The sequence below is a fragment of the Pseudomonas putida genome, from assembly GCF_028682175.1.
Lineage (GTDB): Bacteria > Pseudomonadota > Gammaproteobacteria > Pseudomonadales > Pseudomonadaceae > Aquipseudomonas > Aquipseudomonas putida_AD.
The window spans coordinates 61,574-86,048 of the sequence record NZ_JANHKS010000017.1; the positions used below are offsets into that span (position 1 = coordinate 61,574).

General features: G+C 62.5%; 21 protein-coding genes. 14 read left to right on the forward strand and 7 right to left on the reverse strand.

Going from position 1 to position 24,475, the window contains the following annotated elements:
• Nucleotides 1-26: 26 nt before the first annotated feature.
• The 10 genes from NPS29_RS14280 (at nt 27) to NPS29_RS14325 (ending at nt 10,442) form a co-directional block, all read left to right on the forward strand.
• Nucleotides 27-932, forward strand: coding sequence for an AraC family transcriptional regulator (locus NPS29_RS14280; RefSeq protein ID WP_274133363.1), 906 nt, complete (start codon nt 27-29; stop codon nt 930-932).
• Between the two features lie 377 nt (nt 933-1,309).
• The gene (locus NPS29_RS14285; RefSeq protein ID WP_274133365.1) at nt 1,310-2,623 is read left to right on the forward strand and encodes an ABC transporter substrate-binding protein; all 1,314 of its coding nucleotides are present in this window, start codon (nt 1,310-1,312) and stop codon (nt 2,621-2,623) included.
• A 78-nt stretch (nt 2,624-2,701) separates the two neighbouring features.
• Nucleotides 2,702-3,634, forward strand: a complete 933-nt coding sequence (locus tag NPS29_RS14290) for a carbohydrate ABC transporter permease (protein ID WP_274133367.1) — start codon at nt 2,702-2,704, stop codon at nt 3,632-3,634.
• Nucleotides 3,635-3,644: 10 nt separating this feature from the next.
• Nucleotides 3,645-4,478: a carbohydrate ABC transporter permease gene (locus NPS29_RS14295; RefSeq protein ID WP_274133369.1), complete on the forward strand. Its 834-nt coding sequence runs from the start codon at nt 3,645-3,647 to the stop codon at nt 4,476-4,478.
• A gap of 162 nt (nt 4,479-4,640) precedes the next feature.
• Nucleotides 4,641-5,744 (forward strand): ABC transporter ATP-binding protein, encoded by a 1,104-nt coding sequence (locus NPS29_RS14300; protein ID WP_274133371.1) that lies wholly within the window; start codon nt 4,641-4,643, stop codon nt 5,742-5,744.
• 32 nt (nt 5,745-5,776) lie between these two features.
• Nucleotides 5,777-7,276, forward strand: coding sequence for a mannitol dehydrogenase family protein (locus tag NPS29_RS14305; RefSeq protein ID WP_274133373.1), 1,500 nt, complete (start codon nt 5,777-5,779; stop codon nt 7,274-7,276).
• 7 nt (nt 7,277-7,283) lie between these two features.
• Complete coding sequence (gene xylB / locus NPS29_RS14310; RefSeq protein ID WP_274133374.1) at nt 7,284-8,765, forward strand: xylulokinase; 1,482 nt, start codon at nt 7,284-7,286, stop codon at nt 8,763-8,765.
• 22 nt (nt 8,766-8,787) lie between these two features.
• Nucleotides 8,788-9,723, forward strand: a complete 936-nt coding sequence (locus tag NPS29_RS14315; protein WP_274133375.1) for a carbohydrate kinase family protein — start codon at nt 8,788-8,790, stop codon at nt 9,721-9,723.
• A gap of 96 nt (nt 9,724-9,819) precedes the next feature.
• Nucleotides 9,820-10,017, forward strand: a complete 198-nt coding sequence (locus NPS29_RS14320) for a type II toxin-antitoxin system HicA family toxin (protein WP_274133376.1) — start codon at nt 9,820-9,822, stop codon at nt 10,015-10,017.
• Between the two features lie 20 nt (nt 10,018-10,037).
• Nucleotides 10,038-10,442, forward strand: coding sequence for a type II toxin-antitoxin system HicB family antitoxin (locus tag NPS29_RS14325; RefSeq protein WP_274133413.1), 405 nt, complete (start codon nt 10,038-10,040; stop codon nt 10,440-10,442).
• Nucleotides 10,443-10,538: 96 nt separating this feature from the next.
• Here NPS29_RS14325 and NPS29_RS14330 read toward each other — a convergent pair whose 3' ends face one another.
• From NPS29_RS14330 to NPS29_RS14355, 6 genes are all read right to left on the reverse strand, one after another.
• On the reverse strand, nt 10,539-11,156 hold the full coding sequence (locus NPS29_RS14330) for a hypothetical protein (protein WP_274133378.1): 618 nt from the start codon (nt 11,154-11,156) through the stop codon (nt 10,539-10,541).
• 176 nt (nt 11,157-11,332) lie between these two features.
• On the reverse strand, nt 11,333-12,361 hold the full coding sequence (locus NPS29_RS14335; RefSeq protein WP_274133379.1) for an alpha/beta fold hydrolase: 1,029 nt from the start codon (nt 12,359-12,361) through the stop codon (nt 11,333-11,335).
• A gap of 153 nt (nt 12,362-12,514) precedes the next feature.
• The gene (locus tag NPS29_RS14340; protein WP_274133380.1) at nt 12,515-12,874 is read right to left on the reverse strand and encodes a winged helix-turn-helix transcriptional regulator; all 360 of its coding nucleotides are present in this window, start codon (nt 12,872-12,874) and stop codon (nt 12,515-12,517) included.
• Nucleotides 12,875-12,948: 74 nt separating this feature from the next.
• A complete protein-coding gene (locus tag NPS29_RS14345; protein ID WP_274133381.1) occupies nt 12,949-13,980 on the reverse strand; it encodes a histone deacetylase family protein in 1,032 nt (343 codons plus the stop codon).
• A complete protein-coding gene (locus NPS29_RS14350; protein ID WP_274133382.1) occupies nt 13,980-15,221 on the reverse strand; it encodes a Zn-dependent hydrolase in 1,242 nt (413 codons plus the stop codon). The genes NPS29_RS14345 and NPS29_RS14350 overlap by 1 nt, the downstream gene beginning before the upstream one ends.
• A 28-nt stretch (nt 15,222-15,249) precedes the next feature.
• Nucleotides 15,250-16,554, reverse strand: a complete 1,305-nt coding sequence (locus tag NPS29_RS14355) for an MFS transporter (protein WP_274133383.1) — start codon at nt 16,552-16,554, stop codon at nt 15,250-15,252.
• A 163-nt stretch (nt 16,555-16,717) separates the two neighbouring features.
• On the opposite strand from NPS29_RS14355, the gene NPS29_RS14360 reads away from it, so the two are divergent.
• Nucleotides 16,718-17,662, forward strand: coding sequence for a LysR family transcriptional regulator (locus tag NPS29_RS14360; protein ID WP_274133384.1), 945 nt, complete (start codon nt 16,718-16,720; stop codon nt 17,660-17,662).
• Nucleotides 17,663-18,202: 540 nt separating this feature from the next.
• On the opposite strand, the gene NPS29_RS14365 is transcribed toward NPS29_RS14360, so the two are convergent.
• Nucleotides 18,203-21,088, reverse strand: a complete 2,886-nt coding sequence (locus tag NPS29_RS14365; protein ID WP_400611111.1) for a sensor domain-containing phosphodiesterase — start codon at nt 21,086-21,088, stop codon at nt 18,203-18,205.
• Between the two features lie 297 nt (nt 21,089-21,385).
• On the opposite strand from NPS29_RS14365, the gene NPS29_RS14370 reads away from it, so the two are divergent.
• From NPS29_RS14370 to NPS29_RS14380, 3 genes are all read left to right on the forward strand, one after another.
• Nucleotides 21,386-22,450: an NAD(P)-dependent alcohol dehydrogenase gene (locus NPS29_RS14370; protein WP_274133385.1), complete on the forward strand. Its 1,065-nt coding sequence runs from the start codon at nt 21,386-21,388 to the stop codon at nt 22,448-22,450.
• A 373-nt stretch (nt 22,451-22,823) separates the two neighbouring features.
• Complete coding sequence (locus tag NPS29_RS14375) at nt 22,824-23,486, forward strand: (2Fe-2S)-binding protein (RefSeq protein WP_274133386.1); 663 nt, start codon at nt 22,824-22,826, stop codon at nt 23,484-23,486.
• On the forward strand, nt 23,486-24,469 hold the full coding sequence (locus NPS29_RS14380) for an FAD binding domain-containing protein (protein ID WP_274133387.1): 984 nt from the start codon (nt 23,486-23,488) through the stop codon (nt 24,467-24,469). Before NPS29_RS14375 ends, NPS29_RS14380 begins: the two co-directional genes overlap by 1 nt.
• Nucleotides 24,470-24,475 lie beyond the last annotated feature (6 nt).

The following is a 24,475-nucleotide window of genomic DNA, read 5'->3' on the forward strand; positions in this document are numbered from 1 at the left end:
GCAATTCCCGGACTCCCGGCACCCGCATGACCAAAACAACAAGAGTCACCGACCCTTCCTATGAGCTGATGGACGACCACAACGGTCTGTCGATCATCTACCGCGAGCATGGCTTTCCCTGCCCGCTGGTGCGCTGGCACTTCCACAAGGAGTACGAGCTGCACCTGATCGTGGCCAGTTCCGGCAAGGTGTTCGTCGGGGACTACATCGGCAACTTCTACCCGGAGACGCTGTTTCTGACCGGCCCCAACCTGCCGCATAACTGGATCAGCCAGGTCGAGGAGGATGAGGTGGTGCCCAAGCGCGACATGCTGGTCAACTTCACCGAGGAGTTGCTGGAAAGCGGCAACCAAGTGTTCGCCGAGCTCAAGACCCTGGCTCCGTTACTGGAGCGGGCGCAGTACGGCATCGAATTTCGCTGTAAGCGCACGATTCGCCAGGCCATGAAATTGATGCAAAAAATTGCAGACTCCAACGGCATGACCCGCCTGGGGCACTTCTTCATTCTGCTGGAACTGCTGGCGGCCAGTGATGATTTCCAGTTGCTGTCGGGCACCACCGCTTCGCAACTCTCGGACGACCATGCCGTGGAGCGCACCAACAAGGCGGTGGACTACATCTTCACCCACTACGCCCGCGAGCTGACCCTGGAAGAAGTGGCGGACTATCTGGGGATGAAGCCCACCTATTTCTCCCGCGTGTTCAAGCAGGCTACCGGCCGCACCTTCGTCGAATTCGTCAACCGGCTGCGTATCAGCAAGTCATGCGAATTGCTGGCCGACGGCGACAAACCGGTGACCGATGTCTGCTTCGAGTCCGGCTTCAACAACATTTCCAACTTCAACCGGCGCTTCCAGCAACTCAAGGGCATGACCCCCTCCCACTATCGGCGCCTGGCCGTGCAGCGCCTGACCGAGCAAAACCTGTACTGATTCGCTTCGTTACAGGCCCTCCCCTGAATACGCTTATCCCGTAGCAGCACGGCTTGCCGGCGGGAGCGATTCTGATGACGCCCCCGCCGGCAAGTCGTGCTGCTACGGATGCGAGGGCCTGTGCCAGAGCGGTTCCCAAGGTGGCGGGCTGGCGCTGATCGTCTACGCTGGAACTGCGTCGCATTCTGCCGAATCGAAGTTCGGGTGCGTTGTCGCCTGAACTCCGAGTGCAAGAAAGTATCAGTTCAAGTGTGCCGCAGGATTTGTCATAGGTCCCGCGCAACGTTGTAATCAACGGACATTCTTCCTGGTCTTTGGAAGGAACAAAAACAATAACCAAGCTTCTGTCGCCTCCCGGCGAAGAAGAGGAGAGATACATGAAGACCTCTGCAAAAGTTCTCCTTGCTGGCACCTGTCTCACTCTCAGCACCCTTGCCGCCGCGGGCGACGTGACCATCGCCACCGTCAACAACAGCGACATGATCCGCATGCAGCGGCTGTCGAAAACCTTCGAAGAACAACACCCGGACATCAAGCTCAAGTGGGTCGTGCTCGAAGAAAACGTCCTGCGTCAGCGCCTGACCACCGACATCGCCACCAAGGGCGGCCAGTTCGACGTGCTGACCATCGGCATGTACGAAGCCTCTCTCTGGGGTGCCAAGGGCTGGCTGAAGGAAATGAACGACCTGCCTGCTTCCTACGCACTGGACGACGTTTTCCCTTCGGTGCGCGACGGTCTGTCGGTTGACGGCAAGCTCTTCGCCCTGCCGTTCTACGCCGAAAGCTCGATCACCTACTACCGCAAGGACCTGTTCAAGGCGGCCGGCCTGACCATGCCGGAGCGTCCGACCTGGACACAGATTTCCGAATTCGCCGACAAACTCACTGACAAATCGAAAGAACAGTACGGCATCTGCCTGCGCGGCAAGGCCGGCTGGGGCGAGAACATGGCGCTGATCACCACTGTCGCCAACTCCTTCGGTGCGCGCTGGTTCGACGAACAGTGGAAGCCGCAATTCGACCAGCCTGAGTGGAAAAATGCGCTGACCTTCTACACCAACGTGATGAAGAAAGACGGCCCTCCTGGCGCGTCCAGCAACGGTTTCAACGAGAACCTGGCGCTGTTCAACAGCGGCAAGTGCGCCATCTGGGTCGACGCCAGCGTCGCCGGCTCCTTCGTCACCGACAAATCCCAGAGCAAGGTGGCCGACGACGTAGGCTTCACCTACGCGCCGCATGAAGTCACCGACAAAGGCTCGGCGTGGCTGTACTCCTGGGCCCTGGCGATTCCGACCAGCGCCAAGAACGACAAGGACGCGCGCGCCTTCACCGAGTGGGCGACCTCCAAAGAGTACGCAGCCCTGGTTGCCGAGAAAGACGGCGTGTCCAACGTACCGCCAGGCACTCGCGCTTCGACCTACACCGACGCCTACAAGAAAGCCGCGCCGTTCGCCGACATCACCCTGGAATCGCTCAAGGCCGTGACGCCGAAAGCACCGACGTTGAAGCCCGTGCCGTACGTGGGCATCCAACTGGTGACCATCCCCGAGTTCCAGTCGATCGGCACCTCGGTGGGCCAGCAGTTCTCTGCGGCACTGGTCGGCACCTCTTCGGTCGATCAGGCACTGACCAACGCGCAAAGCGTTTCCGAGCGTGAGATGAAGCGCGCGGGCTACCCGAAAAAGGGTTGATCCCCGCCGTTTCCAGGCAGCAGTCGGCGTCCTGCCGCTGCTGCCCCGCTCAGGCTTTTGCTCAGGTTCGGAGTCACCATGAACACCTCAACCATTCCCCCTCGTGCGGCTTCGGTCGACGAAAAAGACCATAAAAAAGGCAGCGTGACCAAACCCGGCTGGTTTCTGGTCAGCCCTTCGGTGCTGTTGCTGCTGGTCTGGATGATCGTCCCGCTGGGCATGACCATCTATTTCTCGCTGATTCGCTACAACCTGCTCAATCCCGGCGAGAACGAATTCGTCGGACTTGAGAACTTCGAATTCTTCGTCACCGATTCGGGGTTTTTCCCTGGCGCCATGAACACCCTGCTGCTGGTCGGCAGCGTGCTGGCCATCAGCGTGATCCTCGGTGTGCTGATTTCCGCCCTGCTGGAGGCCAGTGAATTTCTTGGCCGCGGCATCGTGCGCGTGTTGCTGATTTCGCCGTTCTTCATCATGCCCACCGTCAGTGCGCTGATCTGGAAGAACCTGATTTTCCACCCGGTGTCCGGCATCCTCGCCTCGGTCTGGAAGCTGTTCGGCGCCCAGCCCATCGACTGGCTGGCCAACTACCCGATGCTGTCGATCATCATTATCGTGTCCTGGCAGTGGCTGCCGTTCGCCATCCTGATCCTGATGACCGCCATGCAGTCCCTGGACCAGGAACAGAAGGAAGCCGCGCGGCTGGATGGCGCAGGCCCCATCGCGATCTTCTGGCACCTGACCCTGCCGCACCTGGCGCGGCCAATCGCCGTGGTGGTGATGATCGAGACGATCTTCCTGCTCTCGGTATTCGCGGAAATCTTCACCACCACCAACGGTGGCCCGGGCTTCGCATCGACCAACCTGGCGTACCTGATCTACAACCAGGCGCTGTTGCAGTTCGACGTGGGCATGGCCTCGGCCGGCGGCTTGATTGCCGTGGTCATCGCCAATATTGCCGCCATCATCCTGATCCGGATGATCGGCAAAAACCTCACCGACAAGTCCTGAGGGCCCGATCATGATGACGCTCAAACAATCCCGACGCCTGCAAAGCGTCTTGCTCGGTGGCCTGTCGTGGCTGATCGCGGCGCTGATTTTCTTCCCGATCTTCTGGATGGTGCTGACCAGCTTCAAGACCGAGATCGACGCGTTCGCCACGCCGCCGCAGTTCATTTTCACCCCGACGCTGGAAAACTACCTGCACATCCAGGAACGCAGCGATTACTTCCACTTCGCCTGGAACTCGATCCTGATTTCCTTCAGCGCGACGATCCTCTGCCTGCTGATCGCAGTCCCGGCGGCCTACTCCATGGCCTTCTTCGAGACCAAACGCACCAAGAGCACGCTGCTGTGGATGCTCTCGACCAAGATGCTGCCGCCGGTGGGCGTGCTGATGCCGATCTACCTGCTGGCCAAGACCTTTGGCCTGCTGGACTCGCGCATCGCGCTGATCGTGATCTACACGCTGATCAACCTGCCGATCGTGGTCTGGATGATTTACACCTACTTCAAGGACATCCCCGGAGAAATCCTCGAAGCCTCGCGGCTGGACGGCGCCACCACGCGCCAGGAAATCTTCAGGGTGCTGATTCCGATCTGCAAGGGCGGACTGGCGTCCACCGCGCTGCTGTCATTGATCCTGTGCTGGAACGAGGCGTTCTGGTCGCTGAACCTGACCTCCTCCAACGCAGCGCCCCTGACTGCGCTGATCGCTTCGTATTCGAGTCCCGAGGGGCTGTTCTGGGCCAAGTTGTCGGCGGTGTCGACCCTGGCCTGTGCGCCGATCCTGATCTTCGGCTGGATCAGCCAGAAACAACTGGTGCGCGGCCTGTCGTTTGGTGCCGTGAAGTAAATCGAGCATAGCGAATGATGGTTCCCACGCTCCGCGTGGTAACCGTGACCCGGACGCTCCGCGTCCAACGGCCGACGCACAGCGTCAAGGGCGGCGTTCCCACGCAGAGCGTGGGAACGATCCCGCAACTGATGTATTTGAAGAATAAGACTGGAGCCCCACATGGCTAACCTGACAATCAGAAATCTGCAAAAAGGCTTCGACGGCCACCAGATCATCAAAGGCATCGACCTGGACGTCAAAGACCGTGAATTCGTGGTCTTCGTCGGCCCGTCCGGCTGCGGCAAATCCACCCTGCTGCGCCTGATCGCAGGCCTCGAAGACGTCACCAGCGGCAGCATCGAACTCGACGGCCGCGAGATCACCCAGGTCACCCCGGCCAAACGCGACCTGGCCATGGTGTTCCAGACCTACGCCCTGTACCCGCACATGACCGTGGGCAAGAACCTGTCCTTCGCCCTGGACCTGGCCGGTACGCCCAAGGCCGAAGTCGAGAAGAAAGTCGCCGAAGCCGCCCGCATTCTGGAACTGGGCCCGCTGCTGGAACGCAAACCCAAGCAGTTGTCGGGCGGTCAGCGCCAGCGCGTCGCCATCGGCCGCGCCATCGTGCGCAACCCGAAGATCTTCCTTTTCGACGAACCGCTGTCCAACCTCGACGCCGCCCTTCGCGTACAGACCCGCCTTGAGCTGTCGCGCCTGCACAAGGAACTGGAAGCGACCATGATCTACGTCACCCACGATCAGGTCGAAGCCATGACCCTGGCCGACAAGGTGGTGGTGCTCAATGGCGGTCGCGTCGAGCAGGTCGGCTCGCCCCTTGAGCTGTATCACCACCCGGCCAACCTGTTCGTGGCAGGCTTCCTGGGCACGCCAAAAATGGGCTTTCTCAAAGGCAAGGTCAGCGGCGTGACGTCCACGGGTTGCGAAGTCACCCTCGACGCAGGGACCAAAATCAACCTGCCCTTCACCAACGCCCAGCAGAGCGTCGGCGATGCCGTGACCCTGGGGATCCGCCCGGAGCATCTGGAACTGGCCAAGCCCGGCGACTGCCAGTTGCAGGTGGTGGCGGACGTCAGCGAGCGCTTGGGCAGCGACACCTACTGCCACGTGCGCACCCAGTCCGGCGAAGCCCTGACCATGCGGATTCGCGGCGACCTGGCCAGCCAGTACGGCGAAACCCTGAACCTGCACCTGGACAGCGCCCATTGCCACCTGTTCGACGCACAGGGCCAGGTCATTCGTAAAGCCTTGCAGGCCGCTGCCTGAGCAGGCGGCCTCACAGAATCGGGAATGCAGTCATGAAACTGAACAAACAGAACCTGTCGAATCTTGGCGATGGCATTAACCTGCCCGCCTACACCCTCGAAGAGCGCCGCCAGGGCATCGCCCACATCGGCGTCGGCGGTTTTCACCGTGCGCATCAGGCGTTCTACACCGACGCGCTCATGAACAAAGGCGAAGGCCTGGACTGGGCCATCTGCGGCGTCAGCCTGCGTGAAGAAGACCGTGCCAATTTCGAAGCCTTGAAGGGCCAGGACTTCCTCTACACCCTGTTCGAACTGGGTGACACCCCGGACACCGAAACACGCATCATCGGCGCCATGAGCCAGATGCTGATGTCCACCGACAACGACCTGGCGCTGATCGACAAACTGGCCAGCCCTGACATCAAGATCGTCTCGCTGACCATCACCGAAGGCGGCTACTGCATCGACGACAGCACCGGCGAATTCATGAGCCACCTGCCGCAGATCCAGCACGACCTGGCCCACCCCGCCACGCCGAAAACCGTGTTCGGCTACCTGTGCGCCGCGCTGGCCAAACGCCGCGCCCAAGGCACGCCTGCGTTCACCCTGATGTCCTGCGATAACCTGCCGCACAACGGCGCCGTGACTCGCAAGGCGCTGCTGGCCTTCGCCAAGCTGCGCGACGCCGAGCTGCACGACTGGATCGCCGCCAACGTCAGCTTCCCCAATGCCATGGTCGACCGCATCACGCCGATGACCAGCACCGCCCACCGCCTGCAATTGCACGACGCCAAGGGCATCGACGACGCCTGGCCGGTCGTCTGCGAACCCTTCGTGCAATGGGTGCTGGAAGACAAGTTCGTCAACGGCCGCCCGGCCTGGGAAAAGGTCGGTGTACAGTTCACCGACGACGTCACCCCCTACGAAGAAATGAAGATCAAGCTGCTCAACGGCAGCCACCTGGCCCTGACCTACCTGGGTGCGCTCAAGGGCTATCGCTTCGTTCACGAAACCATGAACGATCCGCTGTTCGTCGACTACATCCGCACCTACATGGACCTGGATGTAACGCCACAACTGGCGCCGGTGCCGGGCATCGACCTTGCCGACTACAAGCAGACGCTGATCGACCGCTTCTCCAACCAGGCCATCGCCGACCAACTGGAGCGCGTGTGCTCGGACGGCTCGTCGAAGTTTCCGAAATTCACCGTGCCTACCATCAACCGGCTGATCGTCGACAGCGGCAACATGGACCGCGCCTCCCTGGTGGTCGCGGCCTGGGCGCTGTACTTGCAAGGCAATCGCAACGGCGACTTCAAGGGCGAGAATGGCGTCGAGTACAAGGTGGTCGACCCACGCGCCGACTTCTGCAAGGCGCTGGTGGCCGATGACGTGCTCATCACCCAGCGCTTGCTGGAAGTGGAAGAAATCTTCGGTGCGGCGATTCCGAAATCAGCCGAATTCGTGGCATCGTTCGAACACAACCTGAACAGCCTCAAGCAATTGGGCGTCAGCAAAACCCTGGAAAACCTGTTGGCGAAAGCCGTCTGAGGTGGACATGTTTCTCGGCATCGATTGCGGCACCCAAGGCACCAAGGCGATTGTCCTGGATGCCGTCAGTGGCAAGGTTCTGGGCGAAGGCTCAGGCGCACATCATATGATCAGCGGCGCCAACGGGCGTCGCGAGCAGGATGTGCAGGAATGGCTTACGGCATTCGAGCAGGCGACCGCGGCAGCACTGGCGCAGGCCGGTGTGTCCGGTGCCGAGATTCAGGGCATCGGCGTGTCGGGCCAGCAACATGGCCTGGTGATGATCGACGAGCTGGGCCACGTGCTGCGCCCGGCCAAACTGTGGTGCGACACCGAGTCGGCGCCCGAGAACGATCGCCTGTTGCAGTATCTGGGCGGCGAAGCGGGCTCGCTGGAGCGTCTGGGCATCGCCATCGCGCCGGGCTACACCGTGTCGAAACTGCTGTGGACCAAGGAGCAGTTCCCGGAGCTGTTCGCGCGGATCGACAGGATCCTGCTGCCCCACGACTTTCTCAATTACTGGCTGACCGGGCGCTGCTGCAGTGAATTCGGCGACTCGTCCGGCACCGGTTACTTCAATGTACGCACCCGTGAATGGGACCTCGACATCCTCAACCACATCGACCCGACGGGACGACTGGTCAAGGCCTTGCCCGAGTTGCTTGAAGCCCATGAACCGGTGGGCAGGATCCTCCCGGCCATCGCCGAGCGCCTGGGCCTGAACCCTGACGCCATCGTCTCCAGCGGTGGCGGCGACAACATGATGGGCGCCATCGGCACCGGCAACATCGCACCGGGCTCGATCACCATGAGCCTGGGCTCGTCCGGCACCGTGTACGCCTACGCTGGTGAGGCGAACGTCAGCGCGCAGCCTTCGGTGGCGACCTTCTGTTCATCGTCCGGCGGCTGGCTGCCGCTGATCTGCACGATGAACCTGACCAACGCCACCAGCGCGATTCGCGAGCTGTTCGCGCTGGACATCGGTGCGTTCAACGCCGCCATCGCCTCCTCGCCCATCGGCGCACAAGGGGTGTTGATGTTGCCGTTCCTCAACGGCGAACGCGTGCCCGCCCTGCCCCACGCCACCGGCAGCATCCTGGGGCTGGACAGCACCAACCTGAATCAGGCCAACTTGTGCCGCGCCGTGGTCGAGGGCACCACCTTCGGCCTGCGTTACGGCCTGGATCTGCTGCGCGACAGCGGCATCAAGAGCGCCAACATTCGCCTGATCGGCGGCGGCGCAAAAAGCGCGATCTGGCGGCAGATCGTTGCCGACATCATGGACACCCCGGTGATCTGCACCACCGGCACTGAAGCGGCGGCCTTGGGCGCAGCGATTCAGGCGGCCTGGTGTCACTCCCATGCCAGTGGCCAGAAAGAATCGCTGCAGGCCCTGAGCGAGCGCTGCGTCAGCCTGGACCCGCAGAGCGAAACCCGCCCTGTGGCAGAGCACGTGGCTGCGTATCAAACGGTTTATCAGCACTACCGCAATCAATTGCAGGGTATTTGAAAGAAACCCTTAGGGAGCACCTATGTATCTGGTCTGTGGCGAAGCACTGTTCGACTTTTTCAGTCAGCCGGACGGCGCCCAACTCAACAAAATCGGCTATCAGGCCATTGCCGGCGGCTCGCCGTTCAACGTCGCCGTGGGCCTGCGCAGGCTTGGGGTGGATGCCGGTTTCTTCGCCGGGATTTCCACCGACTACCTGGGCAAGCGCTTGGCGACGGTGCTGGAAGAAGAAGGCGTGCGCGATGACTTTCTGATTCACTTCGATGCACCGACCACCCTGTCGATGGTTGCGGTGGGCGCCGATGGCTCGCCACAGTACAGCTTCCGTGGCGAAGGCTGCGCCGACCGCCTGCTGACCGTCGATCACCTGCCAACGCTGGACTCCAGCGTGCGCGGCCTGCACGTCGGTTCGTTCTCGCTGGTGGTGCAACCGGTCGCCGACGCGTTGCTGGCACTGGTGCAGAGGGAAAGCGGCAAACGCCTGATCACCTTCGACCCCAACGTGCGCCTGAACCCGGCGCCGAGCATCGAGTTGTGGCGCAACCAGGTGGCGAAATTCGCTGAGCACGCGCATATCATCAAGGTCAGCGACGAAGACCTGCACCTGCTTTACCCCGACCGCGACGCCGAGACCGTCGCCAAAGGCTGGCTGCAACACAATTGCCAGCTGGTGATCATGACCCGAGGCCGCCAAGGCGCGACGGTCTTCACCCGTGAGCACGGCCACTGGTCAGTGCCGGCCCGCGAGGTGAAAACCGCTGACACCGTGGGTGCCGGCGACACTTTCCAGGCGGCGCTGATTACTTTCCTCACCGAACGCGAACTCGACAACCCGGCCAGCTTGCCCGGCCTCGATCGCCAGACCTTGACCCAGATGCTCGAATTCGCCGTCGCCGCGGCCGCAGTGACCTGCACCCGCGTGGGGCCGGATCTGCCGTATCGGGATCAGGTGGTCTGACAGGCAAATTTATACCTCTGGATACATCTTCGCGCTTGATCTACCATCACCCCCTGCCCACCATCAGCGCCCTTGTACATCAAAGGGATGTTGGTGGTGAACAGCAGAGAACTGATAGCAGAACTTGAAGCGGCGGGATGGACGCTGCAACGGATTCGAGGAAGTCATCACATCTTCACTCATCCGCGCAGCGCTTACTCGATCCCGGTACCGCGTCCCAAAAAGGACCTACCCCTGGGAACCGTAAAAAGCATCAGGAGGCGCGCATGGCTAATCCCACCCGAGCAGGCCTGATTCTTTCGCAGGAGCACACTATGCAATATCCCATCGCCATCGAATGGGGCGACGAGACCACCGCAATTGGCATCCAGATTCCGGACATTCCGGGTGCGGTGACAGCAGGCGACAGCTTTGAGGACGCCTACAACTGTGCCATCGAGATCGCCCACATCATGCTCGAAGAACTCGTGACCAGCGGGCAATCGGTGCCCATGCCAACCTCTGCCAGGAACCATCATGACCACCCCGACTACGCAGGTATGGGTTGGGGAATGCTGGAGGTCGACATCACGCCGTATCTGGGCAAGACCGAAAAGGTCAACGTCACCCTGCCCGGTTTCGTCATCCAGCGTATCGATCGCTATGTGCGGGATCACAATATCAAGAGTCGGTCATCGTTCCTGGCCGATGCAGCACTTGAAAAACTGACGCGCCTTTAATCGCCCACGCGCAAGGTTCAGCCTGAAGATTCAGCCCAAAAAAAGGGGCAGCCGGTCAACACCGCTGCCCCTTCTTCATTGACACCGCACATCACCTCAGGCCATTTCCGCCTTGGCCATGGCGATTTTCGTCTTCACCTCTTGCTCGGCGATTTGCTGCTCGGATTTCTGTTTCTGCAGATCCGCGACTTTCTTGTCCACCGCCGCCTGCTGCTCCGGCGTCATGTTGTCGTACTCTTCCTTCGAAACACCGGTCAGTTGCTGACGCACTTTCTCGGCATCGCTCTGGTTCATGTAGGCCAGGAACTGATCCTTCGCCGACTGGCCGACGGTCGATCCCGCGTCACTGTCGCTGACCTTGGCGATGTCTTTCTCCACCGTCTCGGTCACGCTGTCAGACGCCGCTACCTGCTTGTCACTGCTGGCAGAGAACGCCGCGGCAGCCGCTGCCTTGTCGTCATCTGTCACCTGTGCGGTGGTATTGGCCATGGCCGCCTTGAGGTTCACCATCATTTTGGCGAAGGACTCGTCATAGCCCTGTTTGTCTTCGGTACTGCTCTGGGTGGAGCTGTCGGTACTGCCCGCGATAGCGGCGACCGGCGCCGAGGCACCTGCCATTGCGCTGGTGTACGCATCCTTGTCCGTTGTGTCGAAATGCGTGTGGGTCACGGCTTTGGACACAAAGTGCTGGATGGCATTGTTGCCAATGATCATCTTTCACCTCCTTCATTCAGGTTCGATGCATCGTCGAGAACAGCAAAAGCAATGCCATAACCTGAAACATCTCCTGTAGGCCGCGTCCTACAAGGCTTTGACGCGGCTGCCCGTTCCCGCAGCCCAAGGCTGCAGCGGCTCGCCCTTGCCGCCAACGGCAGCCTCTGGCCGCCTGTTCACTTGAGAAAGGTCTTGAGCGCCTCATCGACCTTGCCCATCTCGCACACCGGCGCCATGTGCCCGCAGTCGTTGTCGAGCACCAGCAGTTGCGCACGCTTCTGTCGGCCCAGCGCCTTGGACGGCGCGGGATCCACCAGCCGATCCTGCTCGGAGGTGACGATCAGCATCCGCGCCTTGATCTTGCTCGCCAGGGTGGCCATGTCGCCATCACGCACCAGATCGAAGGTGGTCATGGCCTGCAGTTGCCGATACCAGTCCACCGCATTGAAGCTCTGGCTGGTCTGAGTGCCGTGCAGCCGATCCTCGGTGGCACGCTTGCCGGCCACGGTCCTGGCGGCCTGATGCTCGGGGGTCCACAGGGATTCGGTGTGCAGGGCGGCAAGGTTCTTGAACGGCGTGCCCGATGCGTAGTTGCCGCCGTTCCAGCCAGGGTTGCGCTCGATGGCGTTCATTTCGGCCTTCCACACTTGCAGGTCGCGGGCGGTGGGTTGCGGCGTGCCGACGATGGTCACGATTTTGCTCGCGTAATCGGGGTACATTACCGCCCATTGCAGGGCCTGCATGCCGCCCATGGAAATGCCGACGATGGCGTGTACATGATCGATGCCCAGGGTCAGCGCCAGCAGGCGATGCTGGGCCTTGACCATGTCGCGGATGCCGAACTCGGGAAACTTGAGCCGTGGATGGGTCTTGCTGTTGGAGGGTGAACAGGACACCCCGTTGCCCACCGCGTCCAGCGCCACCACGTACCAGCGGTCGGTGTCGATCAGCTTGCCGGGGCCGATCAGGTCGATCTGGTCGGCGGTGCGCCCGGTCAGCCAGGTGGGCACCAGCACCACATTGGATTGATCGGCGGCCAGGGTGCCGTAGGTTCGATACCCCAGCGAGCATTGCCTGATCTTGCCGCCCACCATGTTCAGCGAGCCGATGCTCGCCAGTTGCTGCTCGGCGGCCAGGGCCACGCACGCACTGCTCATGGCCAGCAACGCACACAGCGTCTGGCCCGCATATCGATACAGGTTCATGGTCTTCCCCCAGAAGATCAGACTTCAGTTCTGCGGCCGAGGAAAACCATGTACTTCACGGAACATGCCGTCGTGCTGCAGGCTGAGCGTAGACGCTGGGTCGAGCGGCGTTGAACCAGGGGATGAAATGCCTGTCGTGACCAACGCAGCCGCCTACTGCGGCGGGTCCTGTTCCTGCAGGCGCAGGCCCCAGTCGCGAAGCGACGCCACCACCGGGCCGACTTCACGGCCCTTGGCCGTCAGCAAGTATTCCAGGCGCGGCGGGTGCTGTTCGTAGAGGCGCCGTTCGATCAGACCGTTGGCCTCCAGCGACTTGAGCCGGGTCGACAGTGTGCTCGGCGCACAGCCCTTGAGGGAATCCTGCAGATCCTGGAAGCGGCGACTGGGATTGCGCAGCAGGTCGCGCAGGATGAGGATCACCCAGCGCTCACCGATCACCTCGAGCGCGGTGATGACCGGGCAGAAGGCGTAGGTGGGGAAAGCTTCTGGTCGTTCGGGCTTGGATTCGGACATGTGCGCGAGTCTAGCAAGGGGTGGCAGGGCTGGAAAGCGGACTCAACCGCCTCTGCCCCGCCCCCTTCAGCCGGTCAATCCGCCAGACGCCACGCCTGCGGGCTGTCGAAGAACGCCGTGGCGTTGCTCTCCAGGGTTTCCAGATGGTAGCCGCCTTCCTGCACGATCACGCAGGGCAACCCCAGGCTGCGGATCCGCTCACCCAGCCTGGCAAAGCCTTCGCGGGTCACGGCCACCTTGCTCTGTGGGTCCAGCTCATAGATGTCGAAGCCCAGGGACAGCACCAGTGCGTCAGCCTGAAAATCCTTCACGGCGGCCAGTGACTGCTCCAGCTTGTCCATGAACAGCGCTTCGCTGGCGCCATGGGGCATCGGCAGGTTGAGGTTGAACCCCTCGCCCTCGCCTTCGCCGCGTTCATCGTCGAAACCGGCGACACCCGGATAGAAGTTGGTTGGATCGCCGTGAATCGATACGTACAGCACATCGTTGCGGGTGTAGAAGATTTCCTGGATACCCTGGCCGTGGTGCATGTCGGTGTCGAGCACGGCCACGCGATGGAAGCGCTCGCGCAGCACCTGAGCCGCCACGGCAGCGTTGTTCACGTAACAGAAGCCACCGGCGGCTTCTGCGCGGGCGTGGTGCCCCGGCGGGCGGCACAGCGCATAGGCAGCCGGCTCGCCATCGACAATAGCCTTGGCCGCAGCCACTGCGCTTTGCGCCGACCAGTACGCCGAGCGCCAGGTCAGCTCGCCCACCGGGCAACTGCCGTCGGCCAGGTAGCGCCCGGCCTGGGCCAGTATTCCGCGCAAGGCGTTGGGCTCACGCACGAAGATGTTGGACATGACCTCATCGCCCCAGTCTTCCGGCACTTCCTTCCAGCGCAGCCAGGCCTCTTCGAGAAATGCCAGATACGGCGCGCCATGCACGGCCAGCAATGGGTCGAGACCGAAATCCGTCGGTTGCTCGATGGCAAAACCCAGTGCCTTGGCGGCTTTCAGCAGATTCTGCGCACGCTCGGGGACTTCCTGCGGCGTGCGCATCTGGCCCCGGGAGTAGTAGCTGCGAGGATGGTGCAAGAGTTGTTCAGGATGGAAAAAGCTGCGCATCACAGGTCTCCTTGATCGACTTGCCCGGCGCGGGTCAGCACGGCGTTGAGCAATACATCGCTGCCCTGGCGAACGTCATCGGGCAACGCGTCTTCGGCTTCGTTGTGGCTCAGGCCACCTACGCAGGGGATGAAAATCATCGCGGTCGGACAGAACCGTGCGAGGTGAATCGCATCGTGCCCGGCACCACTGACGATGCGCTGCTGGTCGTATCCGAGCCCATCGACCGCCTGCTGCACCGCCGCCACGCACTCGCCATCGAACGGCGTGGCAGGGCTGATCCAGTGCGGGTCGATGCTCACGCTCAGGCCACGCTGCGTGCCGATCTCCTGCAACCGCTGACGCACCTGCTGCTCCATTGCGTCGATGGCCTCGTCGCGGTGGTGACGCAGGTCCACGGTGAAATTCACCAGGCCCGGGATGGTGTTGCGCGAGGACTTGGCGATGCTCAGTTCGCCCACCGTGGTCAGGCCTTCAGGGGCGAAATCCCCGGCCAGTTCTTCCAGCGCCTGAATCATCCGGGCGGCGCCGTACAGGGCGTCCTTGCGCAGCTTCATCGGTGTGGTGCCGGCATGAGCGGCCATGCCCTCGACGCGTACGTCCAGCCAGCGAATGGCCTGCCCGCCGGTGACCACGCCGATGCTCTTGCCGTTGTCCTCAAGGATCGGGCCCTGCTCGATGTGCGCCTCGAAGTACGCATCCACCGCACCGCCCAACGGGCGCTCGCCGTCATAGCCGGTGCTGGCCAACGCCTGAGCGACGCTGACGCCTTCGGCATCCGTGGATGCCAGGCCTTTTTCCAGCGACAGGCTGCCGGTGAACACTGCCGAGCCGAGCATCGCCGGGGTGAAGCGCGCGCCCTCCTCGTTGGTCCAGACCGCAACTTCCAGCGGCTTGCGGGTCTGGATGTTCAGGTCGTTGAGGCGACGAATCACCTCAAGCCCGGCCAGCACGCCGTACACGCCGTCGAAGCGGCCACCTTCGGGTTGGGTGTCCAGATGGCTGCCCATCATCACCGGCGCAGCCTCGGGGTCGGTGCCTGCGCGGCAAGCAAACAGGTTGCCGATGCGATCGACGCTCAGGGTCAGCCCGGCTTCGCGGCACCAGTGGGCGAACAGCTCGCGTCCGGCCTTGTCTTCTTCGCTCAGGGCCAGCCGGCAGCTGCCACCGCGAGCCGTGGCACCGATTTCGGCCATGGCCATGAGGCTTTGCCAGAGGCGCTCGCCATTGATTTTCAACATCGTCAGACTCCTTGAATCGTAGAGCGGATCACGCCATTTCCAGGCGATGGGCCGTGGCGTGGCGGCGCGAGAGGGCCAGCACGCAGACCAGCGACAGTGCGGCGATCAGGCTGTAGAACACTGCCATCGGCCACCACTGACCGGTGTATTGGTGGGCCAGCCAGGTGCCGATCAGCGGCGTCAGGCCACCGGCGATGGCGCCGCACACCTGATAGGCAAGGGAGATCGCGGTGTAGCGCACGCGGGTTTCGAACATGCCGCTGACGTACCCGGCGATCACCGCATAGAACGACGCCATGCACACCACCGCCAGGGCGATGCCGGCAATGATCAGCGGCGCCTGGGCGGTGCTGACCAGCACGAACATCGGGTATGGCGAGGCCATGGCCAGCACGGCCATGATGCACAGGAAACGCGTGGCGCCGATCTTCTCGGCCACCCAGGCGGCCACCGGCTGAATGCAGAACTGGATGATCGCCACGAAGAACAGGCACTCCAGGATCAGCGAACGCGGCAGGCCCAGTTGTTGAGTGCTGTAGGCGATCATGAAGGTGTTGGTGAAATACACCCCGGCGATGCCCAGGGTATTGGCGCCGATGCACAGCAGCAGTGGGCGCCATGAGGTTTTCAGCACCTCGAGCACAGGGGCCTGCTCCTTGCGCACGGACTTGGCGCGCTGGTCCTTCTCGGCGAGAAACTCGGGGGATTCGCTCACGCCCAGACGAATCGCCAGCCCCACGACCAGCAGCAAGGCGCTGGCCAGGAACGGCAGGCGCCAGCCCCAGCTCATCAGGTCGGCCTCGGGCAGCCGGGTCACGGCGCTGAACGCCAGCAGCGACAGAATCAGGCCCGCCGGGCTGCCCAGTTGGGCGAAGGATGCAAAGAAATTGCGGCGGCCCTTGGGCGCGTGCTCACCGGCCATCAAGACCGCACCGCCCCATTCGCCGCCGACCGCAATGCCCTGCACCACTCGCAGCAGAATCAACAGCACTGGCGCGGCGGTGCCGATCTGCGCGAAGGTCGGCAGCAGGCCGATGCAGACGGTGACCACGCCCATCATCACCAGGGTGATGACCAGCGACTTCTTGCGGCCGATCCGGTCGCCGATATGGCCGAACACCACGCCACCCAGCGGCCGGGCGAAGAAGCCCACGGCGAAGGTGCCGAATGCCGCCATGGTGCTGAAGAGTTTGTCGTCGGAGGGAAAGAACAGCTGGCCGAACACCAGCGCGGCGGCGGTGGCATAGATGTAAAAGTCGTACCACTCGATCATGGTGCCGATGAAGGCGGCAGCCGCCGCGCGGCGTGGCTGGGGCGAAGCGATGGGCTTCATGGATCAGGCTCCTTTGGGTTTGTTTTTCTGGCAGGAGAAAGCAGTCGCATGTGCGCTCTGATGGCGCTTTGTGTGAGGTGATTTTTCGGCTCGGGGCTATGATTAGTCAATTTTCTATTTATTATTCGAATTATAAATTCTGCTTATTATCGAGCCCTGCCCTGTGTCCGACCTTCGCCGCGACGTGCACCCTTTGCTCAACGACCGCCTGGACTGGAACCTGCTGCGCACCTTTCGGGTGATCGGTCAGGAACGCAGCATCAGCCGCGCCGCCGCCCGCCTGCACCTGACGCAGCCAGCCATCAGCCAGGCCCTCAAGCGACTGGAAGAGCAACTGGGCTGCCAGCTGATTGCCCGGCGCGGGCCGCGTTTCGACCTCACCGAGGCCGGGGAACAGATTTTCGCCATTGCCGGCGAGATGTATGGGCAGGTTTCGCAACTGAGCAGCGCCCTGCAACAGCCGGGAGACGAGGTAATCGGCAAGGTACGCTTGCTGATGATCAGCCGGATCGTCTCCGAACGCTTCGACCGTTTTCTTGCCGACTTCCATCGCGAACACCCCAGGGTCGACCTGGAAATCGATGTGATGCGCAGCTCCGACATCGTCGCTGCCTTGCTGGAGAAGACCGCGTCCCTGGGGCTGAGCCTCAACCGTCGGCCACAGCCAAGGCTGGAGCAACGGCTGTTCCTGCGTCAGCGCTACGGGTTCTATTGCGGCAGGCACCACGCCTTGTTTGGCCGGGACAGGCTCAACGAGAGCGACCTGCAATCGGAGAATTTCGTGAGTTTCACCAGCGATCAGATCGGCGGAATGCTCTCGCCGCTGACCATTTTCCGCGACCAGCAGGGCTTCAGCGGCCGCATCGTCGCCTCATCGCCCAGCCTTGAAGAAGTGCGCCGGTTGGTGATCGCAGGTTATGGCCTGGGCTGCCTGCCCGAGCACGTGGTGGCCGAGGATGAAAGAAACGGCCTGCTGTGGCGCCTGCCGCCCCATGAGGGAATCGCCGACGTGGACATTCACCTGCTGTGGAACCGCGAACAGAAAATGAGCCGCGCCGAAAGCGTGTTCATCGAAAGCCTCGGCCAGCGTTTGCAGGAAGCCCCGTAGCAGTCCGGCTCCCGGCGTCAGCGGTCTCAAGGCCGCCCCGCCGGCAAGCCGTGCTGCTACGGGACCGGTGGTGACCACAATTGTGAGGGCCGCACCGATAGCTGTGGGAGCGGGCGTGCCCGCGAAGGCGCCGGGCCTGACGCCTCGGGGATGCCTGAGCCACCGCTTTCGCGGGCAAGCCCGCTCCCACGGATCCTGACCAATCAATGATTGAAGACATCCCTCAAACCCGTAGCAGTCCGGCTTGCCGGCGTAAGCGATCTGAAGGCCGCCCCGCCGGCAAGCCGTGCTGCTACGGGACCGGTGGTGACCACAATTGTGAGGGCCGCACCGATAGCTGTGGGAGCGGGCTTGCCCGCGAAGGCGCCGGCCCTGACGCCTCGGGGGTGCCTGAGCCACCGCTTTCGCAGGCAGACCCGCTCCCACGGATCCGGAGCAATCAATGATGGAAGGCATCCCTCAATCCCGTAGCAGCACGGCTTGCCGGCGGGGGCGGCCTTGAGATCGCTAACGCTGGCAAGCCGGACTGCTGCGGGGGATTCAGACCAGCCCGCTCAAATCCAGCTTCTCCTGAGGCACCGGCATCGAGAAGTAGTACCCCTGCGCCTGGCCTGCGCCCATTTCACGCAGCAGTTGCAAAGTGTCGGCATCTTCCACGCCCTCTGCCACCACTGTCAGGCCCAGGGATTCGGCCATGCGCACGATGGCGCGGACGATGGCACGGCTGCGTGAGCTGGTGGTCAGTTCCAGGGTGAAGGACTTGTCGATCTTCAAGCCGCTGAAACGGTACTGGTGCACGTAGCTCAGCGACGAGAACCCAGCGCCGAAGTCATCGAGCACCACCGACACGCCATTGGTGGCCAGGCGTTCCATGGTCTGGCGTGCCAGTTCAGGCTCGGCCACCAGTGCGCCTTCTGTCAGCTCCAGGCAGATTCGCGATGGCGCCACGCCGTGCTGGCTGAGCAGCCCGAGCACCTCATTGGCGAATTCTGGGCGGCTGATGCTGTAGCTGGAACAGTTCACATGCACCGTCGGCCAGTGCGCGTGCTCGGGCTGGGCGAGCAAGGCCACCACCTGCTGGAGCATGTAGAAATCCAGCCGGCCAATCAGGCGCAGGCCCTCCAGCGCGGGGAGGAACTGACCCGGTGCGATCACCCGGCCATCGGCCTGGCGCCAGCGAATCAGCGCCTCCAGCGCCAGGATCTGGCCGCTCTCCACGTCTATGATCGGCTGGAAATACGGCAGCAGCTCATCGGTACGTTTGAGCGCGTTGCGCAGCGCCGTCTCCTGCTCCATCTGGTCGGAAACCTCGCGGCGCACCTCCTGGTTGAACACCGCGTAACTGTCGCGCCCGGCATTCTTGACCCGGTACATCGCGGTGTCGGCATCGCGCAACAGGTCAGCCGGTTCGCTGTGGAATTGCAGGTCAGCCGCCACGACACCGATGCTGCACGAAGAAAACACCGCATGCCCGTCGATGTAGAACGGCACGTCAAAGGCCAGCAGGATGCGCTCGGCGATGGCAATGGCGACGTCCGGCGGCGCAGGATAAGCCAGCACCGCAAACTCGTCCCCGCCCAGGCGCGCCAGCAGGTCGCAATCGCGCATGCAACTGCGCAGACGGTCGGCCGCCTGGATCAACAGCTGATCGCCCGAATGGTGCCCCAGGCTGTCGTTGACCATCTTGAAGCGGTCCAGATCGATGAACATCACCGCCAGCTCCTGGCCGTGATCGCAGAATTCGCCCCAGGCACCGTGCAGGCTCTGTTGCAGATGGCTGCGGTTAGGCAGGCCGGTGAGCGAGTCGTGGGCGTTTTCATGCTGCAACTTGGCGTTGGCGTAATCCAGCTCGCGGGTGCGGTCCTGCACCCGGGCTTCCAGTCGCAGATTGGCGGTCTGAATGGCTTCGGCCGCGCTGCGGCGGGACAGTGCGGTGTCGATATGCCGGGAAACGAAGGTCAACAGGTCCTGATCGCGCAGCGAATAGCTGACATGTGGCGAGTAACTCTGCACCGCCAGCACGCCGCGCACGACGTCGCCGTCGAACAACGGAATTCCCAGCCAGGAACAGGACCGGTTGATTTCATTCTGGATGGTGATTTCACCGGTGGTCTCCAGCCGCCGCGCCTCGGCGCTGTCGATCAGGCAGGGCCGGCGTTGACGAATCACGTATTCGGTAAAGCCCCGCTCGCCCCGCCGCGGGTCAGGCCGGCGCACCAGACGCTCGTCCACGTAATAGGGGAAGGTCACCTCCCCTGTGTCATCGTCGAACAGGGCGATGTAGAAGTTCAGCGCGAACAGCAACTCGCCGACAATGCCGTGCAGGCGTTCGAACAGGTCGGCCATGTCCCCCGGCTGGCTGGACAGCTCGGTGATCTGGAACAGCGCGCTCTGCAGATGCTCGGCCCGTTCGCGGTCGGCCACTTCGCTACGCAGTGCGTCGTTGAGCCGGGACAGCTCCAGCGTGCGACGGACCACGGTTTCTTCAAGGTGCACCCGGTGCAGGATACGGTCCAGCGCCATGGCCACGTGACGGGCCACCACCAGGAACAGTTCCTGATCTTCGACGCTGTACACCCTAGACAGGTCGTAGACCTGCATCGCCAGCATGCCGAACACATCATCGGATGCGTTCTTGAGCGGCGCCCCCATCCAGAATTCCGGACGGTGCCCCACGCAATGGAAGCGCTCCTGAGCCTGGGCGCGCTCGATGTCCGCGGCGTTGACGAACAGCGGCTGCTCGGTGGTCAGCACGTAGCCGGTCATGGACAGGCGTTCGGGATCGAGAAACTCCTGAGTTTCGGCCTCCAGAGCGTCCACGTCAGTAATGTCGATGTAATAGGGGTAGGTTATCTTGCCGCTGTGGCTCTCGTAGAGCGCCAGGTAGAAGTTTTCCGCGTCGATCAGCGTCGACAACTGCTCATGCACGCCCTGCAGGAACGCCGATCGATCCCGCGTCGAGCTGGCCAAATAGGTGATTTCATACAGCACCCGCTGGGTCGCCTGGGCCCGGGCCAGTGCGTCGGCCTGCAAACGCAACCCCAGTTTGCTCGCCAGCGCATGCAGGAACGGATTGCCCGATTCGCGCTCCGGCGTCAGCAACCATCCCAGCGCAGATTCACCCTGCCCTGTCGCCCAGCGCTGCAAGCCGTGGTCGCGACAAAAGGCATCGAAGCCTTCACGGGGGATGAGCCTGGGCCATTCGGTGGTCTGTGCCCCCTGGGCCAGCAAATGCATGTGCTGGTTGGCGCGATAGGCCGCCCAGCTGAGGTCGGGAGCGGCCTCCTGCGCGGCACGCAGCAACGCGTCGAGCGGCTGCTCGTCACTCAGCGAGACAAGACGTTGGGCCCCATCGCCAGGCTGTTGCGCCACCTGTTCATTGGAGGATGGCGAGCGCTGCGGCGGGTTCGATACATGAAAATTCACAGGCGCTCCATTGCCAGCGTGGGACTGGTCTATCTTCATGGGGTCTGACAGAGGGATGCAAGCGCCATATCGGTAATTGCTGCCTGTAAACGACGAAAAATCCGCATTTCACGACATTTCATGGAATGCCCTACTTCGTTATCGGCAGACGACCACTGAAATGAAAGAATTTTCACGCACGCTTGTCAGCTGAACTGCCACTTGCGACCCCTGTCCCTTGTTGACCTGTTTACGCACCGCGCCTCTGTGCGGATGCGGATATCCGAAGCCCTTTTGCCCAACTGGAGATGATCGAACATGATCAAGACTTACAGCTATGCCGCGCAAAAACCCACCGACCGCCTGGCGCCTTTCCAGATCGAACGTCGTGACCCGGGCGCCGACGACGTGCAGATCGACATTCTGTTCTGCGGCGTCTGCCACTCGGACCTGCACACCGCCCGCAACGAGTGGAACAACACGCTGTACCCGTCGGTACCAGGGCATGAAATCGTCGGCAAGGTCACGGCCGTCGGCGCCAACGTGAAGAACTTCAAGGTCGGCGATCTGGCGGGCGTCGGCTGCATGGTCGACAGTTGCCAGCACTGCGCGTCCTGCGCCGAAGGCGATGAGCAGTATTGCGAGAGCGGCTTTACCGGCACCTACAACGGGCCAGTGTTCGGTGGCGAGAACACCTTCGGTGGCTATTCGGACAAGATCGTGGTCAAGGAAAAGTTCGTCCTGAAGATTTCCCACAGCGACAACCTGGCCGCCGTCGCTCCGCTGCTGTGCGCCGGCATCACCACCTACTCGCCCCTGCACCACTGGAAGGTCGGCCCCGGCAAGAAGGTCGGTGTCGTGGGACTCGGCGGGCTGGGGCACATGGCGGTGAAGATCGCCCACGCCATGGGCGCCCACGTGGTGCTGTTCACCACCTCGCCCAACAAGCGTGAGGACGGCTTGCGCCTGGGCGCCGATGAAGTGGTGGTGTCCAAGGATCCGCAGGAGATGGCGACCCAGACCAACAAGCTGGATTTCATCCTCAACACCGTGGCCGCCCCCCATGACCTGGATGCGTTCCTGAACCTGCTCAAGCGCGACGGCACCATGACCCTGGTCGGCGCGCCGGACCATCCGCACCCGTCGCCCTCGGTGTTCAACCTGATCTTCAAGCGCCGCAGCCTGGCCGGATCCTTGATCGGCGGCGTGAAAGAGACCCAGGAGATGCTGGATTTCTGTGCCAAGCACGGGATTGTGTCGGACATCGAAATGATCCACATGAAAGACATCAACGAAGCCTACGAGCGCATGGTCAAGGGCGATGTGAAGTACCGCTTCGTGATCGACATGGCGACCCTCAAGGAAGAAGCGTCGGCCGCCTGACGCAGAAACTTCATCCGGCCCGTAGCAGCACGGCTTGCCGGCGGGGACGTCCTCAAGATCGCTCCCGCCGGCGAGCCGTGCTGCTACGGGTCGTGTTCGCACGATAACTGGTCGGAACTTTCCCGCAACCATCCCCGCCCACACGGGTCACAACCTTTACCCCTGCGCTCATGCCTCCCACTCCAAGACGCCATTCACAGGCGCGCCGTGGATTAGAGAAAAACGCTCATGAGTACATGCAGATATTCGAATCAATGCGCAGGCCAATGATTGTTTATCGTTGATCGCTTCACGCAACCCCTGCCGTAGACGCCTGCCCACTCGCCCACCGTCGGGTGCCAGGTTTGACTCCATGCTGACGAGGAACCTGTCCATGACCGATCAGCCTGAAACGAACCCGAACGAATCCGACCTCAAGCCGTTCACCGCGCCTTCGCGGCGCAACTTCCTGAAATCCATCGGCGTGACCAGCCTGGCCGCTGCCACGGCACCGATCTGGACCCAGGCGCTGGAAGCCCAGGCAGCCGTGTCGGACGATACGGACCCGCCCGCTGCTGACGAGCGGCGCATGACGCTCAAGGTCAATGGCCAGACCCACGCCCTCAACCTGCCCGCCAATGCCGCCCTCCTCGATGTGCTGCGCGACCGCCTGCACCTCACCGGCACCAAGAAAGGTTGCGACCACGGGCAATGCGGCGCCTGCACCGTGCACGTCAACGGCACGGCGATCAACTCGTGCCTGTCGCTCGCGGCGATGCACGAAGGCGACGAAATCACCACCATCGAAGGCCTGGCCAACGACGGCAAGCTGCACCCGGTGCAGGAAGCCTTCTGGGAACACGACGCCTACCAGTGCGGCTACTGCACCAGCGGCCAGATCATGAGCGCCGTCGCCATGCTGCAAGACCCGCACATCGGCAAGGATGACCACAGCGTGCGCGAAGCCATGAGCGGCAACATCTGCCGCTGTGGCGCCTACAAGAACATCCTGGCGGCGATACAGAGCGCGCGGATCAAGTTGCAGGAGGTGAGCTGATGAGAGCCCTTGATTATGTCCGTGCAAGCAGCGTCGAGCAGGCGGTTGCCAGCCATTCGAAGAGCCCGTCAGCGTTTTTCCTTGCAGGCGGCACCACCCTGCTGGACCTGGTCAAGCTTGACGTGATGCCCGCCGACCAGGTGATCGACGTCAATCATCTGTCCCTCAAGCAGATCGAAGTGCAGAAAGACGGCAGCGTGCGAGTTGGCGCGCTGGTGACCAACACCGCCCTCGCCCAGCACGACTACATCGTCGAGCATTACCCGGTGCTGTCCCAGGCGTTGCTGTCCGGGGCCACTACCCAGTTGCGCAACAAGGCCACCACCGGCGGCAACGTGATGCAGCGGGTGCGTTGCAACTATTTCCGTGACGGCCATTCGGCCTGCAACAAGCGTGAGCCCGGCTCCGGTTGCGCCGCCATCGACGGCCATAACCGCAGCGTGCATGCAGTGCTGGGTACCAGCGAACAGTGCATCGCCACCCACCCCTCGGACATGTGCGTGGCCATGGCGGCAATTGGCGCGAAGGTTCAGGTGCAGGGTGCGAAAGGCTCGCGCAGCATCGACTTTCTCGACTTCCACCTGCTGCCCGGGACCACGCCGTGGAAAGAACACGCCCTGCTCGATGACGAGCTGATCACCCACATCGTTCTGGACGCGCCGCTGGCGGGCAGCAAATCGGGCTACCTGAAGCTTCGCGATCGCGCCTCGTACCAGTTCGCCCTGGCGTCCAGCGCCGTGATCGTGCAGATGGACGGTGACACCGTGCGTGAGGTCCGTATCGCCATGGGCGGCGTGGGCACCAAACCGTGGCGGGCAGTGGAAGCCGAGCGCTCGCTCAAGGGCACAACGCTCACACCGCAGAACATCGAAAAGGCCGCGGCGCTTGCGCTGCAAGGTGCCAGACCCTACCGCCACAACGCCTACAAGATTGCCCTGGGGCAACAGGCGATCGTGCGCAACCTCAGCACCCTGAGCGCCTGACAGGAG

Coding starts and splice junctions, on each gene's coding strand:
- NPS29_RS14280 (WP_274133363.1), top strand. CDS start 27: ATGACCAAAACAACAAGAGTCACCGACCCTTCCTATGAGCTGATGGAC.
- NPS29_RS14285 (WP_274133365.1), top strand. CDS start 1,310: ATGAAGACCTCTGCAAAAGTTCTCCTTGCTGGCACCTGTCTCACTCTC.
- NPS29_RS14290 (WP_274133367.1), top strand. CDS start 2,702: ATGAACACCTCAACCATTCCCCCTCGTGCGGCTTCGGTCGACGAAAAA.
- NPS29_RS14295 (WP_274133369.1), top strand. CDS start 3,645: ATGATGACGCTCAAACAATCCCGACGCCTGCAAAGCGTCTTGCTCGGT.
- NPS29_RS14300 (WP_274133371.1), top strand. CDS start 4,641: ATGGCTAACCTGACAATCAGAAATCTGCAAAAAGGCTTCGACGGCCAC.
- NPS29_RS14305 (WP_274133373.1), top strand. CDS start 5,777: ATGAAACTGAACAAACAGAACCTGTCGAATCTTGGCGATGGCATTAAC.
- xylB (WP_274133374.1), top strand. CDS start 7,284: ATGTTTCTCGGCATCGATTGCGGCACCCAAGGCACCAAGGCGATTGTC.
- NPS29_RS14315 (WP_274133375.1), top strand. CDS start 8,788: ATGTATCTGGTCTGTGGCGAAGCACTGTTCGACTTTTTCAGTCAGCCG.
- NPS29_RS14325 (WP_274133413.1), top strand. CDS start 10,038: ATGCAATATCCCATCGCCATCGAATGGGGCGACGAGACCACCGCAATT.
- NPS29_RS14330 (WP_274133378.1), bottom strand. CDS start 11,156: ATGATCATTGGCAACAATGCCATCCAGCACTTTGTGTCCAAAGCCGTG.
- NPS29_RS14335 (WP_274133379.1), bottom strand. CDS start 12,361: ATGAACCTGTATCGATATGCGGGCCAGACGCTGTGTGCGTTGCTGGCC.
- NPS29_RS14340 (WP_274133380.1), bottom strand. CDS start 12,874: ATGTCCGAATCCAAGCCCGAACGACCAGAAGCTTTCCCCACCTACGCC.
- NPS29_RS14345 (WP_274133381.1), bottom strand. CDS start 13,980: ATGCGCAGCTTTTTCCATCCTGAACAACTCTTGCACCATCCTCGCAGC.
- NPS29_RS14350 (WP_274133382.1), bottom strand. CDS start 15,221: ATGTTGAAAATCAATGGCGAGCGCCTCTGGCAAAGCCTCATGGCCATG.
- NPS29_RS14355 (WP_274133383.1), bottom strand. CDS start 16,554: ATGAAGCCCATCGCTTCGCCCCAGCCACGCCGCGCGGCGGCTGCCGCC.
- NPS29_RS14370 (WP_274133385.1), top strand. CDS start 21,386: ATGATCAAGACTTACAGCTATGCCGCGCAAAAACCCACCGACCGCCTG.
- NPS29_RS14375 (WP_274133386.1), top strand. CDS start 22,824: ATGACCGATCAGCCTGAAACGAACCCGAACGAATCCGACCTCAAGCCG.
- NPS29_RS14380 (WP_274133387.1), top strand. CDS start 23,486: ATGAGAGCCCTTGATTATGTCCGTGCAAGCAGCGTCGAGCAGGCGGTT.